The sequence below is a fragment of the Silvimonas iriomotensis genome, assembly GCF_014645535.1.
Classification (GTDB): Bacteria; Pseudomonadota; Gammaproteobacteria; order Burkholderiales; family Chitinibacteraceae; genus Silvimonas; species Silvimonas iriomotensis.
The window spans coordinates 931201-947865 of the sequence record NZ_BMLX01000002.1; the positions used below are offsets into that span (position 1 = coordinate 931201).

The 16665-nt window shown below is 59.7% G+C and carries 23 protein-coding genes; 6 read left to right on the top strand and 17 right to left on the bottom strand.

All coding sequences use genetic code 11. From position 1 onward, the window contains the following. Positions 1 to 147 precede the first annotated feature (147 nt). The 8 genes from IEX57_RS10795 to rplM form a co-directional block, all read right to left on the bottom strand. A complete protein-coding gene (locus IEX57_RS10795; RefSeq protein WP_188704325.1) occupies positions 148 to 738 on the bottom strand; it encodes a malonic semialdehyde reductase in 591 nt (196 codons plus the stop codon). A gap of 70 nt (positions 739 to 808) precedes the next feature. After that, a complete protein-coding gene (gene pap, locus IEX57_RS10800) occupies positions 809 to 2326 on the bottom strand; it encodes a polyphosphate:AMP phosphotransferase (protein WP_188704326.1) in 1518 nt (505 codons plus the stop codon). Positions 2327 to 2426: 100 nt separating this feature from the next. Further along, entirely contained in the window at positions 2427 to 2777 is a 351-nt protein-coding gene (gene erpA / locus IEX57_RS10805; protein WP_188694446.1) for an iron-sulfur cluster insertion protein ErpA, read from the bottom strand. A gap of 108 nt (positions 2778 to 2885) precedes the next feature. Then, positions 2886 to 3311: a bactofilin family protein gene (locus IEX57_RS10810; RefSeq protein WP_188704327.1), complete on the bottom strand. Its 426-nt coding sequence runs from the start codon at positions 3309 to 3311 to the stop codon at positions 2886 to 2888. Next, on the bottom strand, positions 3311 to 3970 hold the full coding sequence (locus IEX57_RS10815) for a DUF6776 family protein (protein ID WP_188704328.1): 660 nt from the start codon (positions 3968 to 3970) through the stop codon (positions 3311 to 3313). Before IEX57_RS10815 ends, IEX57_RS10810 begins: the two co-directional genes overlap by 1 nt. A 64-nt stretch (positions 3971 to 4034) precedes the next feature. Further along, positions 4035 to 5078, bottom strand: coding sequence for an N-acetyl-gamma-glutamyl-phosphate reductase (gene argC, locus IEX57_RS10820; protein ID WP_188704329.1), 1044 nt, complete (start codon positions 5076 to 5078; stop codon positions 4035 to 4037). Positions 5079 to 5318: 240 nt separating this feature from the next. Then, positions 5319 to 5711 (bottom strand): 30S ribosomal protein S9, encoded by a 393-nt coding sequence (rpsI, locus tag IEX57_RS10825; RefSeq protein WP_188694433.1) that lies wholly within the window; start codon positions 5709 to 5711, stop codon positions 5319 to 5321. Between the two features lie 11 nt (positions 5712 to 5722). Next, complete coding sequence (rplM, locus tag IEX57_RS10830) at positions 5723 to 6151, bottom strand: 50S ribosomal protein L13 (RefSeq protein WP_184099901.1); 429 nt, start codon at positions 6149 to 6151, stop codon at positions 5723 to 5725. Positions 6152 to 6511: 360 nt separating this feature from the next. On the opposite strand from rplM, the gene IEX57_RS10835 reads away from it, so the two are divergent. Then, entirely contained in the window at positions 6512 to 6931 is a 420-nt protein-coding gene (locus IEX57_RS10835) for an OsmC family protein (RefSeq protein WP_188704330.1), read from the top strand. A gap of 93 nt (positions 6932 to 7024) precedes the next feature. Here IEX57_RS10835 and IEX57_RS10840 read toward each other — a convergent pair whose 3' ends face one another. Continuing rightward, positions 7025 to 7882: a formate/nitrite transporter family protein gene (locus tag IEX57_RS10840; protein WP_188704331.1), complete on the bottom strand. Its 858-nt coding sequence runs from the start codon at positions 7880 to 7882 to the stop codon at positions 7025 to 7027. A gap of 166 nt (positions 7883 to 8048) precedes the next feature. Then, a complete protein-coding gene (gene coq7, locus IEX57_RS10845) occupies positions 8049 to 8702 on the bottom strand; it encodes a 2-polyprenyl-3-methyl-6-methoxy-1,4-benzoquinone monooxygenase (RefSeq protein WP_188704332.1) in 654 nt (217 codons plus the stop codon). A 113-nt stretch (positions 8703 to 8815) separates the two neighbouring features. Here coq7 and IEX57_RS10850 point away from each other — a divergent pair, with 113 nt between their 5' ends. The 3 genes from IEX57_RS10850 (at position 8816) to IEX57_RS10860 (ending at position 10803) form a co-directional block, all read left to right on the top strand. Next, positions 8816 to 9376 (top strand): peptidylprolyl isomerase, encoded by a 561-nt coding sequence (locus tag IEX57_RS10850; protein ID WP_188704333.1) that lies wholly within the window; start codon positions 8816 to 8818, stop codon positions 9374 to 9376. Positions 9377 to 9425: 49 nt separating this feature from the next. Further along, on the top strand, positions 9426 to 9929 hold the full coding sequence (locus tag IEX57_RS10855) for a peptidylprolyl isomerase (RefSeq protein ID WP_188704334.1): 504 nt from the start codon (positions 9426 to 9428) through the stop codon (positions 9927 to 9929). 82 nt (positions 9930 to 10011) lie between these two features. Continuing rightward, on the top strand, positions 10012 to 10803 hold the full coding sequence (locus IEX57_RS10860; RefSeq protein WP_229708966.1) for a UDP-2,3-diacylglucosamine diphosphatase: 792 nt from the start codon (positions 10012 to 10014) through the stop codon (positions 10801 to 10803). Positions 10804 to 10817: 14 nt separating this feature from the next. On the opposite strand, the gene IEX57_RS10865 is transcribed toward IEX57_RS10860, so the two are convergent. From IEX57_RS10865 to rnhA, 6 genes are read right to left on the bottom strand one after another with little or no spacing between them, the layout of a single operon-like run. Further along, positions 10818 to 11750, bottom strand: a complete 933-nt coding sequence (locus tag IEX57_RS10865; protein WP_229708967.1) for a homocysteine S-methyltransferase family protein — start codon at positions 11748 to 11750, stop codon at positions 10818 to 10820. A gap of 9 nt (positions 11751 to 11759) precedes the next feature. After that, positions 11760 to 12236, bottom strand: a complete 477-nt coding sequence (gene ispF, locus IEX57_RS10870) for a 2-C-methyl-D-erythritol 2,4-cyclodiphosphate synthase (protein ID WP_188704335.1) — start codon at positions 12234 to 12236, stop codon at positions 11760 to 11762. Further along, entirely contained in the window at positions 12233 to 12730 is a 498-nt protein-coding gene (gene msrC, locus IEX57_RS10875; RefSeq protein WP_188704336.1) for a free L-methionine (R)-S-oxide reductase MsrC, read from the bottom strand. Before msrC ends, ispF begins: the two co-directional genes overlap by 4 nt. A gap of 7 nt (positions 12731 to 12737) precedes the next feature. Continuing rightward, the gene (gene ispD / locus IEX57_RS10880) at positions 12738 to 13445 is read right to left on the bottom strand and encodes a 2-C-methyl-D-erythritol 4-phosphate cytidylyltransferase (RefSeq protein WP_188704337.1); all 708 of its coding nucleotides are present in this window, start codon (positions 13443 to 13445) and stop codon (positions 12738 to 12740) included. Continuing rightward, complete coding sequence (dnaQ, locus tag IEX57_RS10885) at positions 13442 to 14185, bottom strand: DNA polymerase III subunit epsilon (protein WP_188704338.1); 744 nt, start codon at positions 14183 to 14185, stop codon at positions 13442 to 13444. The genes ispD and dnaQ overlap by 4 nt, the downstream gene beginning before the upstream one ends. 20 nt (positions 14186 to 14205) lie before the next feature. Continuing rightward, positions 14206 to 14649 (bottom strand): ribonuclease HI, encoded by a 444-nt coding sequence (gene rnhA, locus IEX57_RS10890; protein ID WP_188704339.1) that lies wholly within the window; start codon positions 14647 to 14649, stop codon positions 14206 to 14208. Positions 14650 to 14804: 155 nt separating this feature from the next. Between rnhA and IEX57_RS10895 the strand changes: the two genes are divergently transcribed. Next, on the top strand, positions 14805 to 15119 hold the full coding sequence (locus tag IEX57_RS10895) for a hypothetical protein (RefSeq protein ID WP_188704340.1): 315 nt from the start codon (positions 14805 to 14807) through the stop codon (positions 15117 to 15119). Between the two features lie 6 nt (positions 15120 to 15125). Here IEX57_RS10895 and IEX57_RS10900 read toward each other — a convergent pair whose 3' ends face one another. Continuing rightward, a complete protein-coding gene (locus IEX57_RS10900) occupies positions 15126 to 15887 on the bottom strand; it encodes a class I SAM-dependent methyltransferase (RefSeq protein ID WP_188704341.1) in 762 nt (253 codons plus the stop codon). Between IEX57_RS10900 and gloB the strand changes: the two genes are divergently transcribed. Then, entirely contained in the window at positions 15886 to 16641 is a 756-nt protein-coding gene (gene gloB, locus IEX57_RS10905) for a hydroxyacylglutathione hydrolase (protein WP_188704342.1), read from the top strand. The two genes, IEX57_RS10900 and gloB, sit on opposite strands and share 2 nt — an antisense overlap. The last annotated feature ends 24 nt before the right edge of the window (positions 16642 to 16665 follow it).

A 16665-nucleotide genomic window follows, 5' to 3' on the forward strand; every position in this document is an offset into this window, starting at 1 on the left:
TTGCTTGCGATCCCCAAAGTGGATGCGCGCATCCACGGCCGATGCCAGGTTAGCACACCCGGCGCGGCTTTATCATTGTTCTGTGCGTAGCGCGCCCGTGTTGCGCGGGCGCGCTCACCGGCCGCAGGTGGGCGGCCGGAGACAAGCTTAATCGATACGGCAGGCTTCGTCGAAATCCAGACGCGGATTGCGCGGGTGCAGTTGCGTATCGTCCCCATAACCCAGGTTGATCAGGAAGTTGGATTTCCAGCTGCTGCCGGCAAAGAAGGCGGCATCGACTGCGGCGTTATCGAACCCGGACATCGGGCCGCAATCCAGACCCAGCGCGCGGGCGGCTTCGATCAGGTAAGCGCCTTGCAGGCTGCCGTTACGGAATGCCGTGCTCTGGATGGCGGCATCGTTACCGGCAAACCAGCTGCGCGCATCGGCATGCGGAAACAGCTTGGGCAATTGCTCGTAGAATTCCAGGTCATAGGCGACGATCACAGTCACCGGTGCAGCCATGGTTTTATCAACGTTGCCGGCAGACAGCGCAGGCTTGAGCTTTTCCTTGGCGGCTTGCGATTTGACGAACACAAAGCGGGCCGGGTTGGAGTTGGCCGCAGTCGGCGCATAACGGCACAGTTCATACAGGCGCTGCAGGGTGGCGTCAGTGACTTCCTGCGGCTTGAAATGGCTGTAGGTGCGCGCGTTGGCAAACAGTTGGTCCAGCACGGCTGCATCAAGGATGGGTTTCATGCACTAGTCTCCGGCAAGCAAAAAACGCGCGGCGCATTGCGGCGCCGGCGTCAGGTTCAGGATTCTGCGTTTACTTTTTCTTGTGCGCGGTTTTATCGGCCGCATGCTGCCGGGCCAGGCGGGCCTCAATGGCCTCACACAGGGTCCGCAGCACTCTGATTCGCGCATGATACTTGTTATTGGCGCCGATCAGGTGCCAGGGCGCATGTGGCGTGCTGGTGCGCTCGACCATGTCGCTGGCGGCTTCAACGTACTGGCTCCATTTCTCGCGGTTGCGCCAGTCATCATCGGTGATCTTGAAGCGTTTGTAGCCAATTGCTTCACGCGACTGAAACCGCCGGAGCTGTTCATCCTGATCAATCGCCAGCCAGAATTTCACCACGATCACGTTGGCGGCATCGAGCTGCATTTCAAAGTCGTTGATCTCGTTGTAGGCCCGCATCCATTCGGGCACATGGGCAAAGCCTTCAATGCGCTCGACCAGCACCCGGCCATACCAGGTGCGGTCAAACACCGTAAACCGGCCGCGCGCCGGCACGTGCCGCCAGAAACGCCAGAGCCAGGGCTGCGCTTTTTCCTCATCGGTCGGGGCCGCAATGGGCACCACCTGATAACTGCGCACGTCCAGCGCGCCGGTAATCCGGCGGATGCTGCCGCCCTTGCCGGCCGCGTCCATGCCCTCAAACGCGACCACCACGGCCATATCCTTGAAGCCCGGTTCACGGCTCAGCCCGTTGAGGCGCCCCTGCAGGGCTTCCAGCTCTTGCAGATAGTCTTTCTTGTCGAGCTCATGATCGAGCTTGAGGGTGTCGAGCAGCCGCAGGCCATCCACCGGCGGCAACAAAGGTGGGGCGTCCACCCGCGTCGTACCCTGCTCGCCTTGGGCCAGATGATGCGCCAGCGCATCTTTCAACTGCCGGCCCACGGTCAGCGCACGGAAATTCTCATCCACGCACTCCACCACCCGCCACGGTGCGTCCGCCAGATTGGTCGCCATCAAGAGCTTGCGGGCACCATCCAGATTGCGTTCATAGTGTTTGAGGTAGGCATGATCCTCATCGGCCACGCGCCAGGCGGTGAGCGGATTATCCGATAGCGCCTTCATGCGCTTTTTCAGTTCGTCGGCCGACAAATGCAGCCAGAACTTGAGCAACAGCACGCCTTCTGAAGCCAGCATGCGCTCAAAGCGTGCGATTTTTTCTGCCTCTCGCTGCAAGGTGGCCGGGGCTTGCTGGTGTTCACCCGCCCAGACAGGGCCGGTATACCAGCCGCCAAACAGGATGGAGATCTGGCCTTTGGGCGGCAGGCTGCGCCAGAAGCGGTACATGCCGGGACGGCCGGCATCGTCTTGCGGATGCGTGCTGAACGCATGGGTGGCAATGTGCCGCGGGTCCATCCACTCCATCAGCTTGTTGGCCATTTCGCCCTTGCCGGCGGTAGGCACGCCGCTGAGCAAGATCACCACAGAGCGCGCTGCGCGTTCGTGCATCTGGTATTGCAAGTCCAGCAATGCTTCCCGCAGGGTGGGCTCTTCGGCCTTGTAGGTGGCCTTGTCGATGTGATGCCCGAGTTCTGCTGCTTCAAACATGAACCTGCCCTCGTGAGGCCGAAAGCTTCATTATGGGGATGACAGACATGAAAAAAGGAAGTCCGCAGACTTCCTTTTTTGATTTGATCGTGGTGTCAGATCAGACCGAGAACGACGAGCCGCAACCACAAGTGGAGGTGGCGTTCGGGTTCTTGATGGTGAATTGCGAACCTTCCAGGCTTTCGACGTAGTCGATTTCAGCACCGACAAGGTACTGATAGCTCATCGGGTCGATCAAGAGGGTCACGCCGCTCTTTTCAACCGGGGTGTCGTCTTCGTTGACGATTTCGTCAAACGTGAAGCCGTACTGAAAGCCAGAGCAACCGCCGCCGGTCACGAATACGCGCAGTTTCAGATCGGGATTGCCTTCTTCCTCGATCAGTTCGCGTACCTTGCTGGCCGCGGAATCAGTGAAAATGAACGGGCTCGGCATTTCGGCTACCGCATTCATGGGATGCTCCTGCAATAGTTGACTAATATAGTTGGATTATCCGCCTCGCATGGCGGACGGTCAATCCATCTTGCGGACAAAGCAGGCATCGCATGCATGCGGCGCCCGTCAGACGCGCGCGGTTTCTTTCTCTGGCGCGCTCTGCGGCGACTTCTCTGCCACCGGGGTCACCACACTGGCGCCTGCCAGCGGGATCAGACGACCTTCAATCACCGCGCCCGGATGCATTTCCAGCATCTTGTAGGTGAGATCGCCCTTGACCCGGGCTTTCGGTTGCAGTTCCACGAACTGCGAACACTCGATCGGGCCCACGACTTCGCCGTTCAGTACAAGATGGCTGCAACGCACCTTGCCTTCAACCCTGGCTTTTTCCGAGACGACGAGCGTGCCGTTTTTTTCATCAGCAGCAGTCACGCTGCCACGGATGGTGCCATCAACACGCAGGCCACCGGCAAAGACAACATCACCGCTGACGGCGCTGCCCTGACCGATCAGGCTGTCGATACGCTGGCTACCCTTTTTGTTCTTGAACATCAAATTCCTCCGGCTTTCTTCTGACATTGCGCCAGTGTGGTCCTGGCATCCTTGACGCCCAGCGTGGCCTCAAACAGCTCTGGCCGCGCGCCATCGGGCACCGTGACATCCCCTTCAATGCGCTGGTAATGCTTGATCCGCACCGTTTGCTGGGCAAATTCGATCCGCGCAGGTCTGGCCTTGCTGGTGGCAGAAATATTAAGCACACCATCAAACTCTGGCGCCCGGTCTACCCCTTGCACGACCGTGAGACGGTAATGCCATTTGTTTTGCTCGCCCGGCTCAAACTCACAGGAGGCAAAGCTGACCTGATGAGCGCGATCATTGGCCGTCAGCAATGTCTCGAAAAACGCAAGGCGTTCGCGGCTGCTGGCCAGCTCTTGTTGGGCGCTGGACAGATCACCGGCCAGCGCCGTACGCGCGGCATCTGCCATTTGCAGTTGCTGGGTTTTCTCGGCCAGTTGCAGGCTGACTTGCGCCAGTGCGCTGGCATTGGCCAGCGAGGCCCTGGCCGCCTGCCCCAGACGCTCGCTTTCCTGGCGGGCGCCGTTCTGATAGCCCCACCATACGCCCGCCACGACCGCCACCGACAATACGCCGACCAGCGTGGTCAGCTGCAGCAGCCGGCCGGTGACACCGGGCGCGGGTTTGACAGACAAAGGCGCGGCTGACAGCCGCGCCCTTTGCAAACGGTAAAGCCGTCGTCGCATGGGTCAGCCGGCCTTAGGGCAGCAACGGAACAATTTCGAGACCCTGCTGCTCAGGCAGGCCGAACATCAGGTTCATCACCTGCACGGCCTGACCGGAAGCCCCCTTCACCAGGTTGTCTTCCACCACCAGAATGACCAGCAAGTCGCCATTGCCCGGGCGATGTACCGCGATCCGGGCGTAGTTGGAACCGCGCACCGACCGCGTTTCCGGCGTGGCGCCCGCGGGCATCACATCCACAAACGGCTCGTTGGCAAAGCAGTCTTCAAACAGCTTCTGGAAATCCGTATCACGCGCTTCAGGCAAAATGCGTGCGTACAAGGTGGAATGAATACCGCGAATGAGCGGAGTCAGGTGCGGCACAAAGGTCAGATTCACCGGCGCGCCGTGAATGGCGGTCAGCCCCTGCACCATTTCCGGGGAATGACGATGCCCCTTCACGCCATAGGCTTTGAAGTTGTCGCCCGCTTCGGCAAACAGGGTGCCGACTTCGGCCTTGCGCCCGGCACCCGATACGCCGGACTTACAGTCTGCAATCAGCGTCTGGGTGTCGATCAGCTTTTTGCCGCCATCAAGCAGCGGCTTGAAGCCCAGTTGTACGGAGGTCGGGTAGCAACCGGCCATACCGATCAGACGCGCTTTGCGGATGGCGTCGCGGTTCACTTCGGGCAAGCCGTAGACGGCTTCGGCCAGCAGATCGGTGCAGGTATGCTCCATGGCATACCATTTCTGGAATTCTGCGGGGTCTTTCAGGCGGAAATCCGCCGCCAGATCAATCACCTTGACGCCGGCTTCAAGCAGCTCACGCGCCTGGGCCATGGCCACGCCATGCGGGGTGGCAAAGAACACGACGTCGCATTGCTTGAGGTCCGAGTCATCCGGCGAGGAAAACGCCACATCCACACAGCCGCGCAGGCTGGGGAACATGTCAGAAACCGGCATGCCGGCTTCCTTGCGGGAGGTTACGGCCTTGATTCTGGCGCCACCATGTCGGGAAAGCAGACGCAGCAGTTCTACCCCGGTGTAACCGGTGCCGCCAACAATGCCTACGTTGATCATGTTCGCTTTCTCCTGTGGCTGAAAAGTCAGACTGATAATTCTAACAGACTAAAGTGCCAACCTTACTGACATCTCTGTAACACGCTTCATCGCAAGTCTGCCGCCACGGGCCGCTCGTCAGGCGTCAAAAAACCATCATGAAATCATGAAGCCGCCCCACAAATCCATGGAGCGAAGCCCGAAAATGAAAAAACCGCCCACAAGGGGCGGTTCTTTTGAGCAAGTAACACTCGCAGCGAATTAACGCTTGGAGAATTGCTTGCGACGGCGGGCCTTGCGCAGACCAACCTTCTTACGTTCAACTTCACGTGCATCGCGAGTAACCAGACCAGCAGCCTTCAGAGTCGGCTTCAGCTCAGCGGAGAAGTCGATCAGGGCACGGGTGATGCCATGACGCAGCGCGCCGGCTTGACCAGTTTCGCCACCACCAACCACATTGACCAGAATGTCAAAGGATTCGAGGTTCTGGGTCAGTTCCAGCGGCTGGCGAACGACCATGCGGCCGGTTTCACGAGCGAAGTATTGATCCAGCGGCTTGCCGTTAACAACGATGTTACCGGTGCCCTTGGTCAGAAACACACGAGCAACTGCGCTCTTGCGACGACCGGTACCGTAATAGTATTTACCTACCATTTGGGCTTTCCTTAGATATCCAGAACTTGCGGCAGCTGGGCAGAGTGCGGATGCTCAGTGCCAGCGTAAACCTTCAGCTTCTTCAGCATGGCGTAGCCCAGCGGGCCCTTCGGCAGCATGCCTTTCACTGCGGTCTCGAGCACACGGCCCGGGAACTTGTTTTGCAGTTCAGTGAAGGTACGTTCATAGATACCGCCCGGGAAACCGGAGTGACGGTAGTAAATCTTGGACGTTGCCTTGTCACCGGTTACGCGCAGTTTGTCTGCGTTAACCACTACGATGTAGTCGCCCGTATCAACGTGCGGGGTGTACTCGGCCTTGTGCTTGCCACGCAGACGCTTGGCGATTTCAGCCGCGAGACGACCCAGCACTTTGTCAGTGGCGTCAACGACGTACCACTCGCGCTTTACCTCGTGCGGCTTGGCAGAAAAAGTTTTCATAACTGCTCGTATCCACAATTCGATTTGGAGAAAGTCGCGGATTTTATCCCTGTATTCAAGGCTCTGTCAAACCTGAATACGTCTGGAGACACTAACGCTGACATACGGTGGTAAAAAAAACGCAATCCTGGTCTGGATTGCGCTGAATTCCACCAAAGAAGGAGGATGGAGGAGACAACATCAAGGCAAGCCCTGACGTTGCAATAGCAGTATATGACAAACAGCTAAATCGTTTCAAGCAAATTTGCTGCGGTGCGACAATCGGAGCAAAGTCCACCCCTGCTGGTCTCGCTGCCGATTGAAAGGCTACAATCGGGCACCACATATATTCTTGATATTCAGACAGACAAGCGGGATACGATGAAAGCACGATTGAAATGGGTTGAAGCAGTCAGTTTCCTGGCCGAATCCGGCTCTGGCCATGCGGTGCTGATGGATGGCGCGCCCGAAGGTGGCGGCCGCAATCTGGGCCCGCGCCCGATGGAACTGGTGCTGATGGGTACCGTGGGCTGCACCACGTACGACGTCATCCACATTCTGAAAAAGAGCCGCGCCGACGTGCGTGACTGCGTGGTGGAAGTGGACTCTGACCGTGCCACGGAAGACCCGAAAGTCTTCACCCGTATCCACTTTCATTTCATTGTGACCGGCAAGGCGCTCAAGCCTGAGCAAGTGGAACGCGCGATCAAGCTGTCGGCAGAAAAATACTGCTCGGCCTCGATCATGCTGGGCAAGACCGCGGATATCACGCATGACTTCGAAATCCGCGAGGCGGATTGAACGATTAAACAAACAATGCAAGTTGCACCACCAACAAAAAAGGCCGCTGATTGCGGCTTTTTTTGTTGGGCGACGCCACGCTGGTGCAGCGGATCAGGGCACCAGATCAGGCACACAACCTTCTGCGGCCGGATGTTCATGCGCTTTCACGGGTGCTGATTTCTTGTGCTGGGGCAGATAAATCAGCGCGTACGGCAGGCCGATCAGCAAGGCACCACCCACGAGGTTACCCAGCGTTGCCGGAATCAGGTTGCCGACGATGAACTGGCTCAGGCTGATATCGGCGCCGGCCATCATGGCGGCGGGAATGATGAACAGGTTGGCGATGCTGTGCTCCATGCCCAGGGTGACAAAGGCCATCACCGGGAACCAGATGCCCAGCATGCGACCGAACGTGTCCTTGGCCGAGTAACCCTGCATGGAGGCTACGCACACCAGCATATTGGCCAGCACACCCTTGGTGAAGGTCATCCAGAACGGGTGCGAGACTTTGGCGCTGGCAATGTTGACGAGATATTGCGTGGCGGCATCGGTGGTCAGCAAATGGGTTTCCAGACCAAACAGCCAGGCGGTCGCGACGGCGCCAATGGCGTTACCGGCAAACGAGATCACCCAGAAGCGGGTCAGCGTTTTGCTGCCAATCCCCCCTTGCCACCAGGCGGTAAAACCACCGGCGCAGTTAGAGGTAAAGAGATCAACCCCGGTCAGCGTCACTGCAATGAAGCCCAGCGGGAAAACAGCACCGAACAGGAATTTCTGCAAGCCAGGATTGCTGGCCGCAAGGCCGGTGGCGCCGCCGGCCACTTCCATGGCCAGTAACGTACCCAGGCCGATAAACATACCGCCCAGCACGGCCATCAGGCCGAGCCGCCATACCGGCATCACGGCTTTTTCAGTGCCGTGATGCGCCATGTAATCGACAATTTCAGAAGGAGATCGAAGGAGTGACATGCCGCACCTGCGTGGTCAATGTGATATGACATGCAGTTATACGCGCGGCATCAGGGCCTTCTCTGTGAACAAGTTCCGCTCAGCAGCGTGACTTTACAAACAATTGATTCGTATCAAGAAAACACTGTGATGAAGTACCACTCCTCCGCCATCCGGAGGATTTACATCACAGGCGATAAGACAGCGAGGTCATGACTTTGGAGGTCTGCGCCATCAAATGCACCACGGGCAAGGGCAGCGGCGCGCCACCCATTTCTTCAGCCAGATGGGCGTGCTGCATCTCGTCGGTATGCATTTGTTCGACCACAGCGCGGCTCTTGGCGTCTTGCGGCGGCAATTCCCGCAGGTGGGATTGCAGATGCTCGCCGACCTGGCGTTCGGTCTCGGCCAGAAAACCCAGGTTCCACTTGTCGCCGATCACCCCGGCGGCCACGCCCAGCGCCAGGCTGCCGGCGTACCAGAACGGGTTCAGCAGACTTGGGCGGCTGCCCAGTTCGTGCAGCCGTTGTTCGGTCCAGGCCAGATGCTCGACTTCTTCATGCGCGGCGTGGCGCAGGGCATCGCGGGCGGCCGGGTCACGGGCGGTAAGGCTTTGCCCTTGATAAAGCGCCTGGGCACATACCTCGCCACTATGGTTCACCCGCATCAGGCCGGCGGCGTGGGTTTTGTCGGCCTCGGTCAGTTCGGCTTCATCGATGTGGGCATCCGGGTGCGCGCGCTCGCTGATGGCCGGCGCCGCCAGCGTACGCAGCATGACGTCGAATTCAGAAATCAGACGGTCAACGGAAGGCAGGGCGGGCAGGCGGGGGACAGGCAGCATGGCAAGAGTTCCGGTAGTCACTGAGGCGACAGATTTGCGCCCATTCTAGCGCAAGGAGGCAGCAAATTGCCGTGCTATCATTGCCGCCTTGTCCCCTCACCGAGTCATGAAGCATGAAAAAGTTCTTGCTGGCACTGGGCCTGACACTGATCGCCGGCGTGGCTGCCGCAGCCAATCCGCAAGTGGTTCTGGATACCTCCAAGGGCCCGATCACCGTCGAGTTGTACCCGGATGCCGCTCCGGCGTCTGTCGCCAACTTTCTGCAATATGTAAAAGACAAACACTACGATGGCACTATCTTTCATCGGGTGGTCAAAGACTTTGTGGTACAAGGCGGTGGCATGGACGCCAGCATGAAGGAACGTCCGACGCGCGCGCCGATCAAAAACGAAGCAGCCAAAGCCTACAAGGCCGGGCTGAAGAATGATCGCGGCACGCTGGCCATGGCCCGTACCGGTGATCCAGACTCGGCCACCAGCCAGTTCTATATCAACCTCAAGAACAACGATTTCCTGAATTACCCGAGCCGTGATGGCTACGGTTATGCGGTATTCGGCAAGGTCATCAAGGGCATGGATGTCGTTGACGCCATTGCCGATGCACCGACCGTGCCGGGCGATGTACCGGCCACCCCGATCCTGATCAAGAGCGCCCGCACCAGCGGCAGCAAGTAAATCAGTTTGATTTTTGTAATTTGCAGAACCTTTCAAAGGACACGACACCATGACGACCAAAGTGAAGCTTTCCACCTCCATGGGCGATATCGTGCTGGAGCTGGATGAAGCCAAGGCACCGAAAACCGTCGCCAACTTTGTGCAATACGTACAAGACGGCCACTACAACGGTACGGTGTTCCACCGCGTCATTGACGGCTTCATGATTCAGGGCGGCGGTTTTGAATCCGGCCTGAAGCAAAAGCCGACCCGTGAAAACATCGAGAACGAAGCCGGCAACGGCCTGAAGAACGATGCCTACACGGTCGCCATGGCCCGCACACCGGAGCCGCACTCTGCTTCCGCGCAGTTCTTCATCAACGTGTCTGACAACGACTTCCTGAACTACAAGTCCCCGACCCCGCAAGGCTGGGGCTATGCCGTGTTCGGCAAAGTAGTGGAAGGCAAGGACGTGGTTGACCAGATCAAGGGTGTGAAGACCGGCAACAAGGGCTTCCATCAGGACGTGCCGCGTGACGATGTCACCATCGTGACCGCTGAAGTTCTGGAATAAACAGTCCGTTTGCCGGCATTGCCATGCCGGTTCACAAAAAAAGCGCGGTCATCTGGCCGCGCTTTTTGTATGCTCCTCATTCATGATGACCCGACCGATCCTGTTTATTTCCGATCTGCATTTGTCCCCGGCAGACCCGGCCACCACCGACGCATTCCGGCAGTTTCTGGCCGGACGTGCCCGCGCTGCCAGCCGCTTGTACATTCTGGGGGATCTGTTTAACGCCTGGATCGGCGACGACCAGTTATCCGAACCGTATTACGCGGCCGTGGCCCAGGACATCAAGCACCTGGCCGATGCCGGCGTGGCGGTGTATTTCATGCCGGGCAACCGGGACTTCCTGTGCGGCCAGCGGCTGGCGCGCACGGCCGGGCTGACCATCCTGCCAGACCCGGCGACGATCACACTGGATGACGCCACGCCCGTGCTGCTGGCGCATGGCGATGCTTACTGCACGGATGACGCGAGCTATATGAAGTTCCGCCGCATTGTGCGCAGCCGCTGGGCCCAGGCAATCTGGCTGGCCCTGCCCTTGCGCTGGCGCAATCGCAAAGCCGGGCAGTTGCGCGCGCAGTCGAGCGCGGCCAATCAGGCCAAGATGCAAAGCATCATGGATGTAAACGCGGCGGCCATTGAAGCGGCCTTGCGCCATGCACACGCGCAGGTGCTGGTTCACGGCCACACCCATCGGCCCGCGCGGCACGAAGCCCCGTTTGGCACACGCTGGGTACTGCCGGACTGGTACGCCGGCCTGGGTGGTTATCTGCAATGGCAAGAGGGGGAATGGGCGATGCGTACGCTGGCCAACGCGCCCTTGCTGGATGAAACCGGCCAGCCCTTGCCCGATACGCGGCTGCCGGTTCACGCCCACTGACGGCAGCGCGTCGTTCAGTCGTGCGGGTGACGGTGTCCGGCAATCACGTCATGCACGCAGGCAATATGCGCCGGACCAATCCCGCAGCAGCCCCCGACAATGCTCACGCCTTCGTCCAGCCAGCGTGCGGCCCAATGCGCGTAACCCGGCGGGTCCAGGTCTGGCCGCAGGGCATCAAGTTCGCCATTGGCCTGGGCATCTGCAGATTGCGGCGGGAACGCATTGGCATAGACGCCCAGCGGCAAATCCACGCCCAATTGATTCAGCATGGCCCGGGCGGCGCGCACGGCACCGCTCATGACCTCTGGTTGACTGCAATTGAACAGGATGGCGGCCGCGTGCAGTTCTACCGCCACCTTGACCGCATCAGCCACCGACTCGCCCGAGCGGATACGCGGCTGGGTCAGATCCGGGTTTTCGTCTTCCAGTGTGTAAGACACCCACAACGGCTGGCGTTGCTGCTGAAGATTGAGCGCAGCCCGCACCGCCACTACTTCTGCGGTCGTGCTCTGCGTTTCTGCCAGCCAGAAATCCACTGACGGGGCCAGCCCCGAGATCAGGCAGGCCAGAATGCGGTCGGCCTGTTTGCGATCAAACAGATCGGCCCGATAAGAACCACATGTGGGCGGCAATGAGCCCGCCACCTTTACTGCATGGGGCGCCGCGCTGGCGGCATCCCGTGCCAGTTTGCCGGCCAGCATGGCCAGTTGCTTGCCTTCTACCGCAAAGACGGCTTCACCCACGTGAAACGGCACTACGGCATAGCTGTTGGTGGTAATCACCTGCGCGCCAGCGGCGATAAAACGGTCGTGCACCTGACGCACGTATTCGGGAGCTTCCATCAGCGCCAGCGCAGACCATTCAGGCTGCCGGAACGGTGCGCCCATGCGGGCCAGTTCCCGGCCCATGCCGCCATCGAGCAAGATCAACTCACGCGTTGTGCTCACCCTGGCTCCTTATTCGCGCGGCAACAACAGGCACACCGCCTGCGCTTCTACTGCTTCCGATGCGCCCACAGGGCCCAGCTTTTCGTAAGTCTTGGCTTTGACGTTGACTTGCGCCGGCGTCACGCCCAGGTCTGCCGCAATATTGGCGACCATGGCCGGAATATGCGGCGCCATTTTGGGCTGCTGGATCAAGATGCTGGCATCGACATTGCCGATAACCCAGCCGGTCTCGCCCACGCGGCGCACCGCTTCACGCAGCAGTACGCGGCTATCGGCCCCTTTGAAGGCCGCATCGGTATCGGGAAAATGCCGGCCGATATCGCCCAGCCCGGCCGCACCCAGCACCGCATCAGTAATGGCATGCAGCAGCGCATCTGCGTCGGAATGCCCCAGCAAACCCAGGTGGAACGGGATCTCCACACCGCCCAGGATCAGCTTGCGGCCTTCCACCAGCCGGTGCACGTCCCACCCCTGGCCGATTCTCATGCGGCCACCTTGAGCGGCACGCCGGTCATCACTGCCATCAGGCGTTCCAGCCAGTAGCCGTCTTCATCGTCAAACGTGGCCAGCTCAGTGCTGTCGACATCCAGCACGCCGGTGACTTTGCCGTCGGCGTCATACAGCGGCACCACAACTTCAGAGCGCGACAAAGAAGAACACGCAATGTGCCCAGGAAAGGCATCGACATCCGGCACGACCAGCGTCTTGTTCTGTGCCCACGCGCCACCACACACGCCCTTGCCATACGCAATGCGGGTGCAGGCGATCGGGCCCTGGAACGGGCCAAGCACCAGTTGCTCGCCCACTACGCGGTAAAAACCGATCCACAGCCAGCCAAAGGTCATTTGCAGTGCGGCTGCAGTATTGGCCATGCGGGCGATGGGGTCATGTTCACCCTCAAGCAGGGCTGTCAGTTGCTTTTCCAGCGACTGGTAGCGTTCTGCCTTGCTGCCACCCTCGATCACCAGTGTTTCTGCCATGTGTTTCTTAATCCTTGTTGGTTGTTGCTTGCGCACCGGCCAGGATCAGGCTGGCCAGGTGCAAATCCTGCGGCCAGGTCACCTTGAGATTCCAGGGGCTACCGTGTACCAGTTTTGGGGATTGCCCGGTTTTTTCAATGGCGCTGGCCTCGTCGGTGATGTCCGGCCCCATGCCGCTCACCAGGGCGTCATGCAGCGGCTGCAGGCGGAACATCTGCGGCGTTTGCGCTTGCCACAGGCCATCACGCGGGCGGGTGGCGGCAATGCGCTGGCCGGCATCCGCCGCTTTCAGGGTATCTGCCACAGGTACGGCCAGAATGCCGCCCACGGGGTCGTCTTTCAGTTCGGCAATCATGCCGGCCACAAGTGCGGGCGAGATACACGGCCGGGCGGCATCATGCACCAGCACCCAGCTTTGCGCCTCCAGCCCGTCATCCCGCAGGGCCGCAAGACCGTTGCAGACCGACGCCGCCCGGCTGTCGCCGCCGCAACGCAAGACCTTGAGCCGCGCAAAACCCTGCCAGGACAATTCATCCCAGCGCGTGTCATCAGGCGAGATCACCACGACAACGTGGTCGATCTCGTCCACCGCATGCAGCGCCGCCACGGTGTGTTCGATCACCGTTTTGCCGCACAAAGGCAGGTATTGCTTGGGAATGGCCGCACCCATGCGACTACCGCTACCGGCAGCGGGCAACAGCGCAATGATGCTCATTGCACGGTTCCGGGTTCAGCCGGGGCCGGGTTCTCGATGGCACGCCACAGACACTGGCCTTTGACGATCTTGTCCAGATCATTGAGATACGTGTCATGCGCAGCGCGTTCGTCTTCGGTCGGCTGTAGCACTTTCAAGGGTTTGCGGGCGATACCGCTGGCGCTGACGCCCGCCGCGCCAGCACCGCCGGTATCCGGCTGGAAATCAATCAACAGGCTGTCCTGACCGCGGGTAAGCGCCAGATACACTTCCGCCAGCAACTCGCAGTCAATCAGCGCGCCGTGCAGCACCCGGGCGGAGCGGTCTACTTCAAAGCGGTCACACAGCGCATCCAGGCTGTTGCGCTTGCCAGGAAACTGTTCTTTGGCCATGGCCAGCGTATCGACCACGCTGGCGACATGGTCGGTAATCTTGCCGCGCCCCAGCAGGCCCAGTTCCGCGTTCAGAAAGCCCACGTCAAAGGGGGCGTTGTGGATGATCAGCTCAGAGCCAGCCACAAAACTGAGGAAGTCATCAACAATCGCCGCGAACTTGGGTTTGTCCGACAAGAACCCGGTGGTCAAACCGTGTACGTTCAGGGCGCCCTCTTCGCTGTCGCGTTCCGGGTTGATGTACAGATGCAGCGTATGTTCGGCCACGATCTTGCGGTCGACCATTTCCAGCGCCGCGATTTCCAGAATCCGGTTGCCGTCGTCAACCCGCAGACCGGTCGTTTCAGTATCAAGAATGATTTGACGCATATATTTTCTATATCAATAACTTACAAGCGACCCAGCACCTGGTCGACGCCACGGTTGGCCAGCTGGTCGGCACGTTCGTTGAATTCATGGCCGGCGTGGCCTTTCACCCATTTCCAGCTCACCTGATGGCGCTGCACCTGGGTATCCAGTTCTTGCCAGAGGTCGGCGTTCTTCACCGGTTTTTTGTCGGCCGTTTTCCAGCCGTTGCGTTTCCAGCCGTGAATCCAGGTTTCGATGCCGTTCTTCACGTATTGCGAGTCGGTATACACCATGACTTCACACGGGCGCAGCAAAAGCGCAAGGCCCTTGATCACGCCCATCAATTCCATGCGGTTGTTGGTGGTGTGGGGTTCACCGCCAAACAGTTCTTTTTCTTTATCGCCATAACGCAACAAAGCGCCCCAACCACCGGGGCCGGGGTTGCCCTTGCAGGCACCGTCGGTATACATCTCTACAATGGGCATTCAAATCCTTGGGGCCTGGAGCCACCAACACAGCCCGCTGGCCGCGTTGCACTCCTTGCCATACTGAGTCGTACTATCTGCGCTTCGCGCGTCTCGCCATCACCGCTCTACCGGGCCAGGTCTGCGGCCCTTGCTGATTTATGGAGAAGCACACAATGCGTTCTGTCTTTCTGGTTGCGTTCCTGATTGCCGGGCTGACATCCACCGCAGCACAAGCTGCGCCATTTTGCTTGTGGCGAGCCCCCTGGGGCAAGGACATGGCGGGCAAACCGGATCGCTGGCTGAACCTGACCGTGGTGCAATACATCGATGTCACCGATACGGACGTGCATATCGTATTTGGCGGTGGCAACCTGGGCAGCGGTCACGACCTGCATATCCAGGTCAAAAACCGCGATGAAGCGCAGAAAATCCTGAAAGACCTGAACGACACCGCCAAAGCCTGCGACCGCGAAGAACGCAGCAACTGATCCGGATCAGGGTTTGCAGCGGTCTTTTTCCGCCTGGAAGCGCAGCTTGTCGATCGCCGCCGCCGGGGTACCCGACGGGGTCGGCACGCGTTTCCAGCCCGGGCCGATCATGCGCACACCGCGCACGCGCTTGACCACATCCAGGCAATATATCCCGCCCGCCGCCGGCCACCAGCGATCACCCGCGTTCTCCAGAAAACGGGAGCGGTTCAGCCATTTTTCCTGCTGGACCGGCAAGCTGTAGCACAGATATTCGCCACGCATGGATTCCAGATTCAGCAGCGACAACCAGTCTTTCAACCTTGGCAGCGCAATGAACTGACCTTGCCAGGGCACGCTTTGCTGGCGATGCCGCAAGCGTTTCATGCCCCACAGGCTCCATGGATTGAACCCGGTGATCAGCAAACGGCCCTCGGGCACGAGCACGCGTTCGGCCTCGCGCAGCACCTGGTGCGGGTCTTTGCAAAAATCCAGCACGTGCGGCAACGCCAGCAGATCCAGCGACTGGTTCTCGAACGGCAGCAGCTCTGGCACGCAACGCACGCGCACGCCCGCCGACTGCCCGGCGATGGCGCGCCAGGGCATGCGGTTACTGCGCAGGCAGTCTACTTGCGGCAGTTCCAGCTGGATGGCCTTGTAGCCGAAAATATCGGCCGTGGTGCGGTCAAACCAGCCGGCTTCTTCGGCCAGCACATAACTGCCTAGCGGGCTTTGCAGCCAGGCGGCAAAATAGTCGAACGTGTTTTCCACGCTGACGGGCATGTCCATGTTCAAGATCACCCCGATTCCCATTTTTGAAGACAATTATATCTGGCTTTTGCAAGACGGCACCGCCGCAGTCGCCGTCGATCCGGGCAGCGCCCGGCCATTGCTGGATTACCTCAAGGCCAACCAGCTCAATCTGGTCGCGATTCTGGCCACCCACCATCATGCCGATCACGTCGGCGGCCTTGCTGAACTGGCCGTGGCTGCGCCCTGCCCGGTTTATGGTCCGGGCAGCATTGCAGGTGTGACCAATCCCGTCACAGATGGAGATACCATCCGTCTGCTCGATCATGACTTCCGGATTATGGCCCTGCCAGGCCATACGCTGGACCATATCGGCTATGTCGGTGCGGGCGGCGTGTTCTGTGGCGATACGCTGTTTGCCGCCGGCTGTGGCCGCCTTTTTGAGGGCACACCGGCGCAAATGTTCCAGTCATTGTCGAACCTGGCTGCGCTACCGCAAGACACCCAGGTTTATTGCACCCACGAATACACTTTGTCCAACCTGCGTTTTGCCCGCGCGGTTGAGCCGGACAGCGCACCGCTGGCTGCCCGCATTATCAGCGATACCGCAAAACGCGAAGTCAACCTGCCCACATTGCCCTCCAGTATCGGCATGGAACTGGCGACCAATCCGTTCTTGCGGGCCGATGAACCCGCCGTCATCGCCGCAGCCCAAAGCCGTGATCCGGCCGCTCAGGACCCGGTCAGCGTCTTTGCCGCCTTGCGTCGCTGGAAGGATGAGTTCCGCGGCTGAACCGCCTGTCGTGTTTTATTCCCG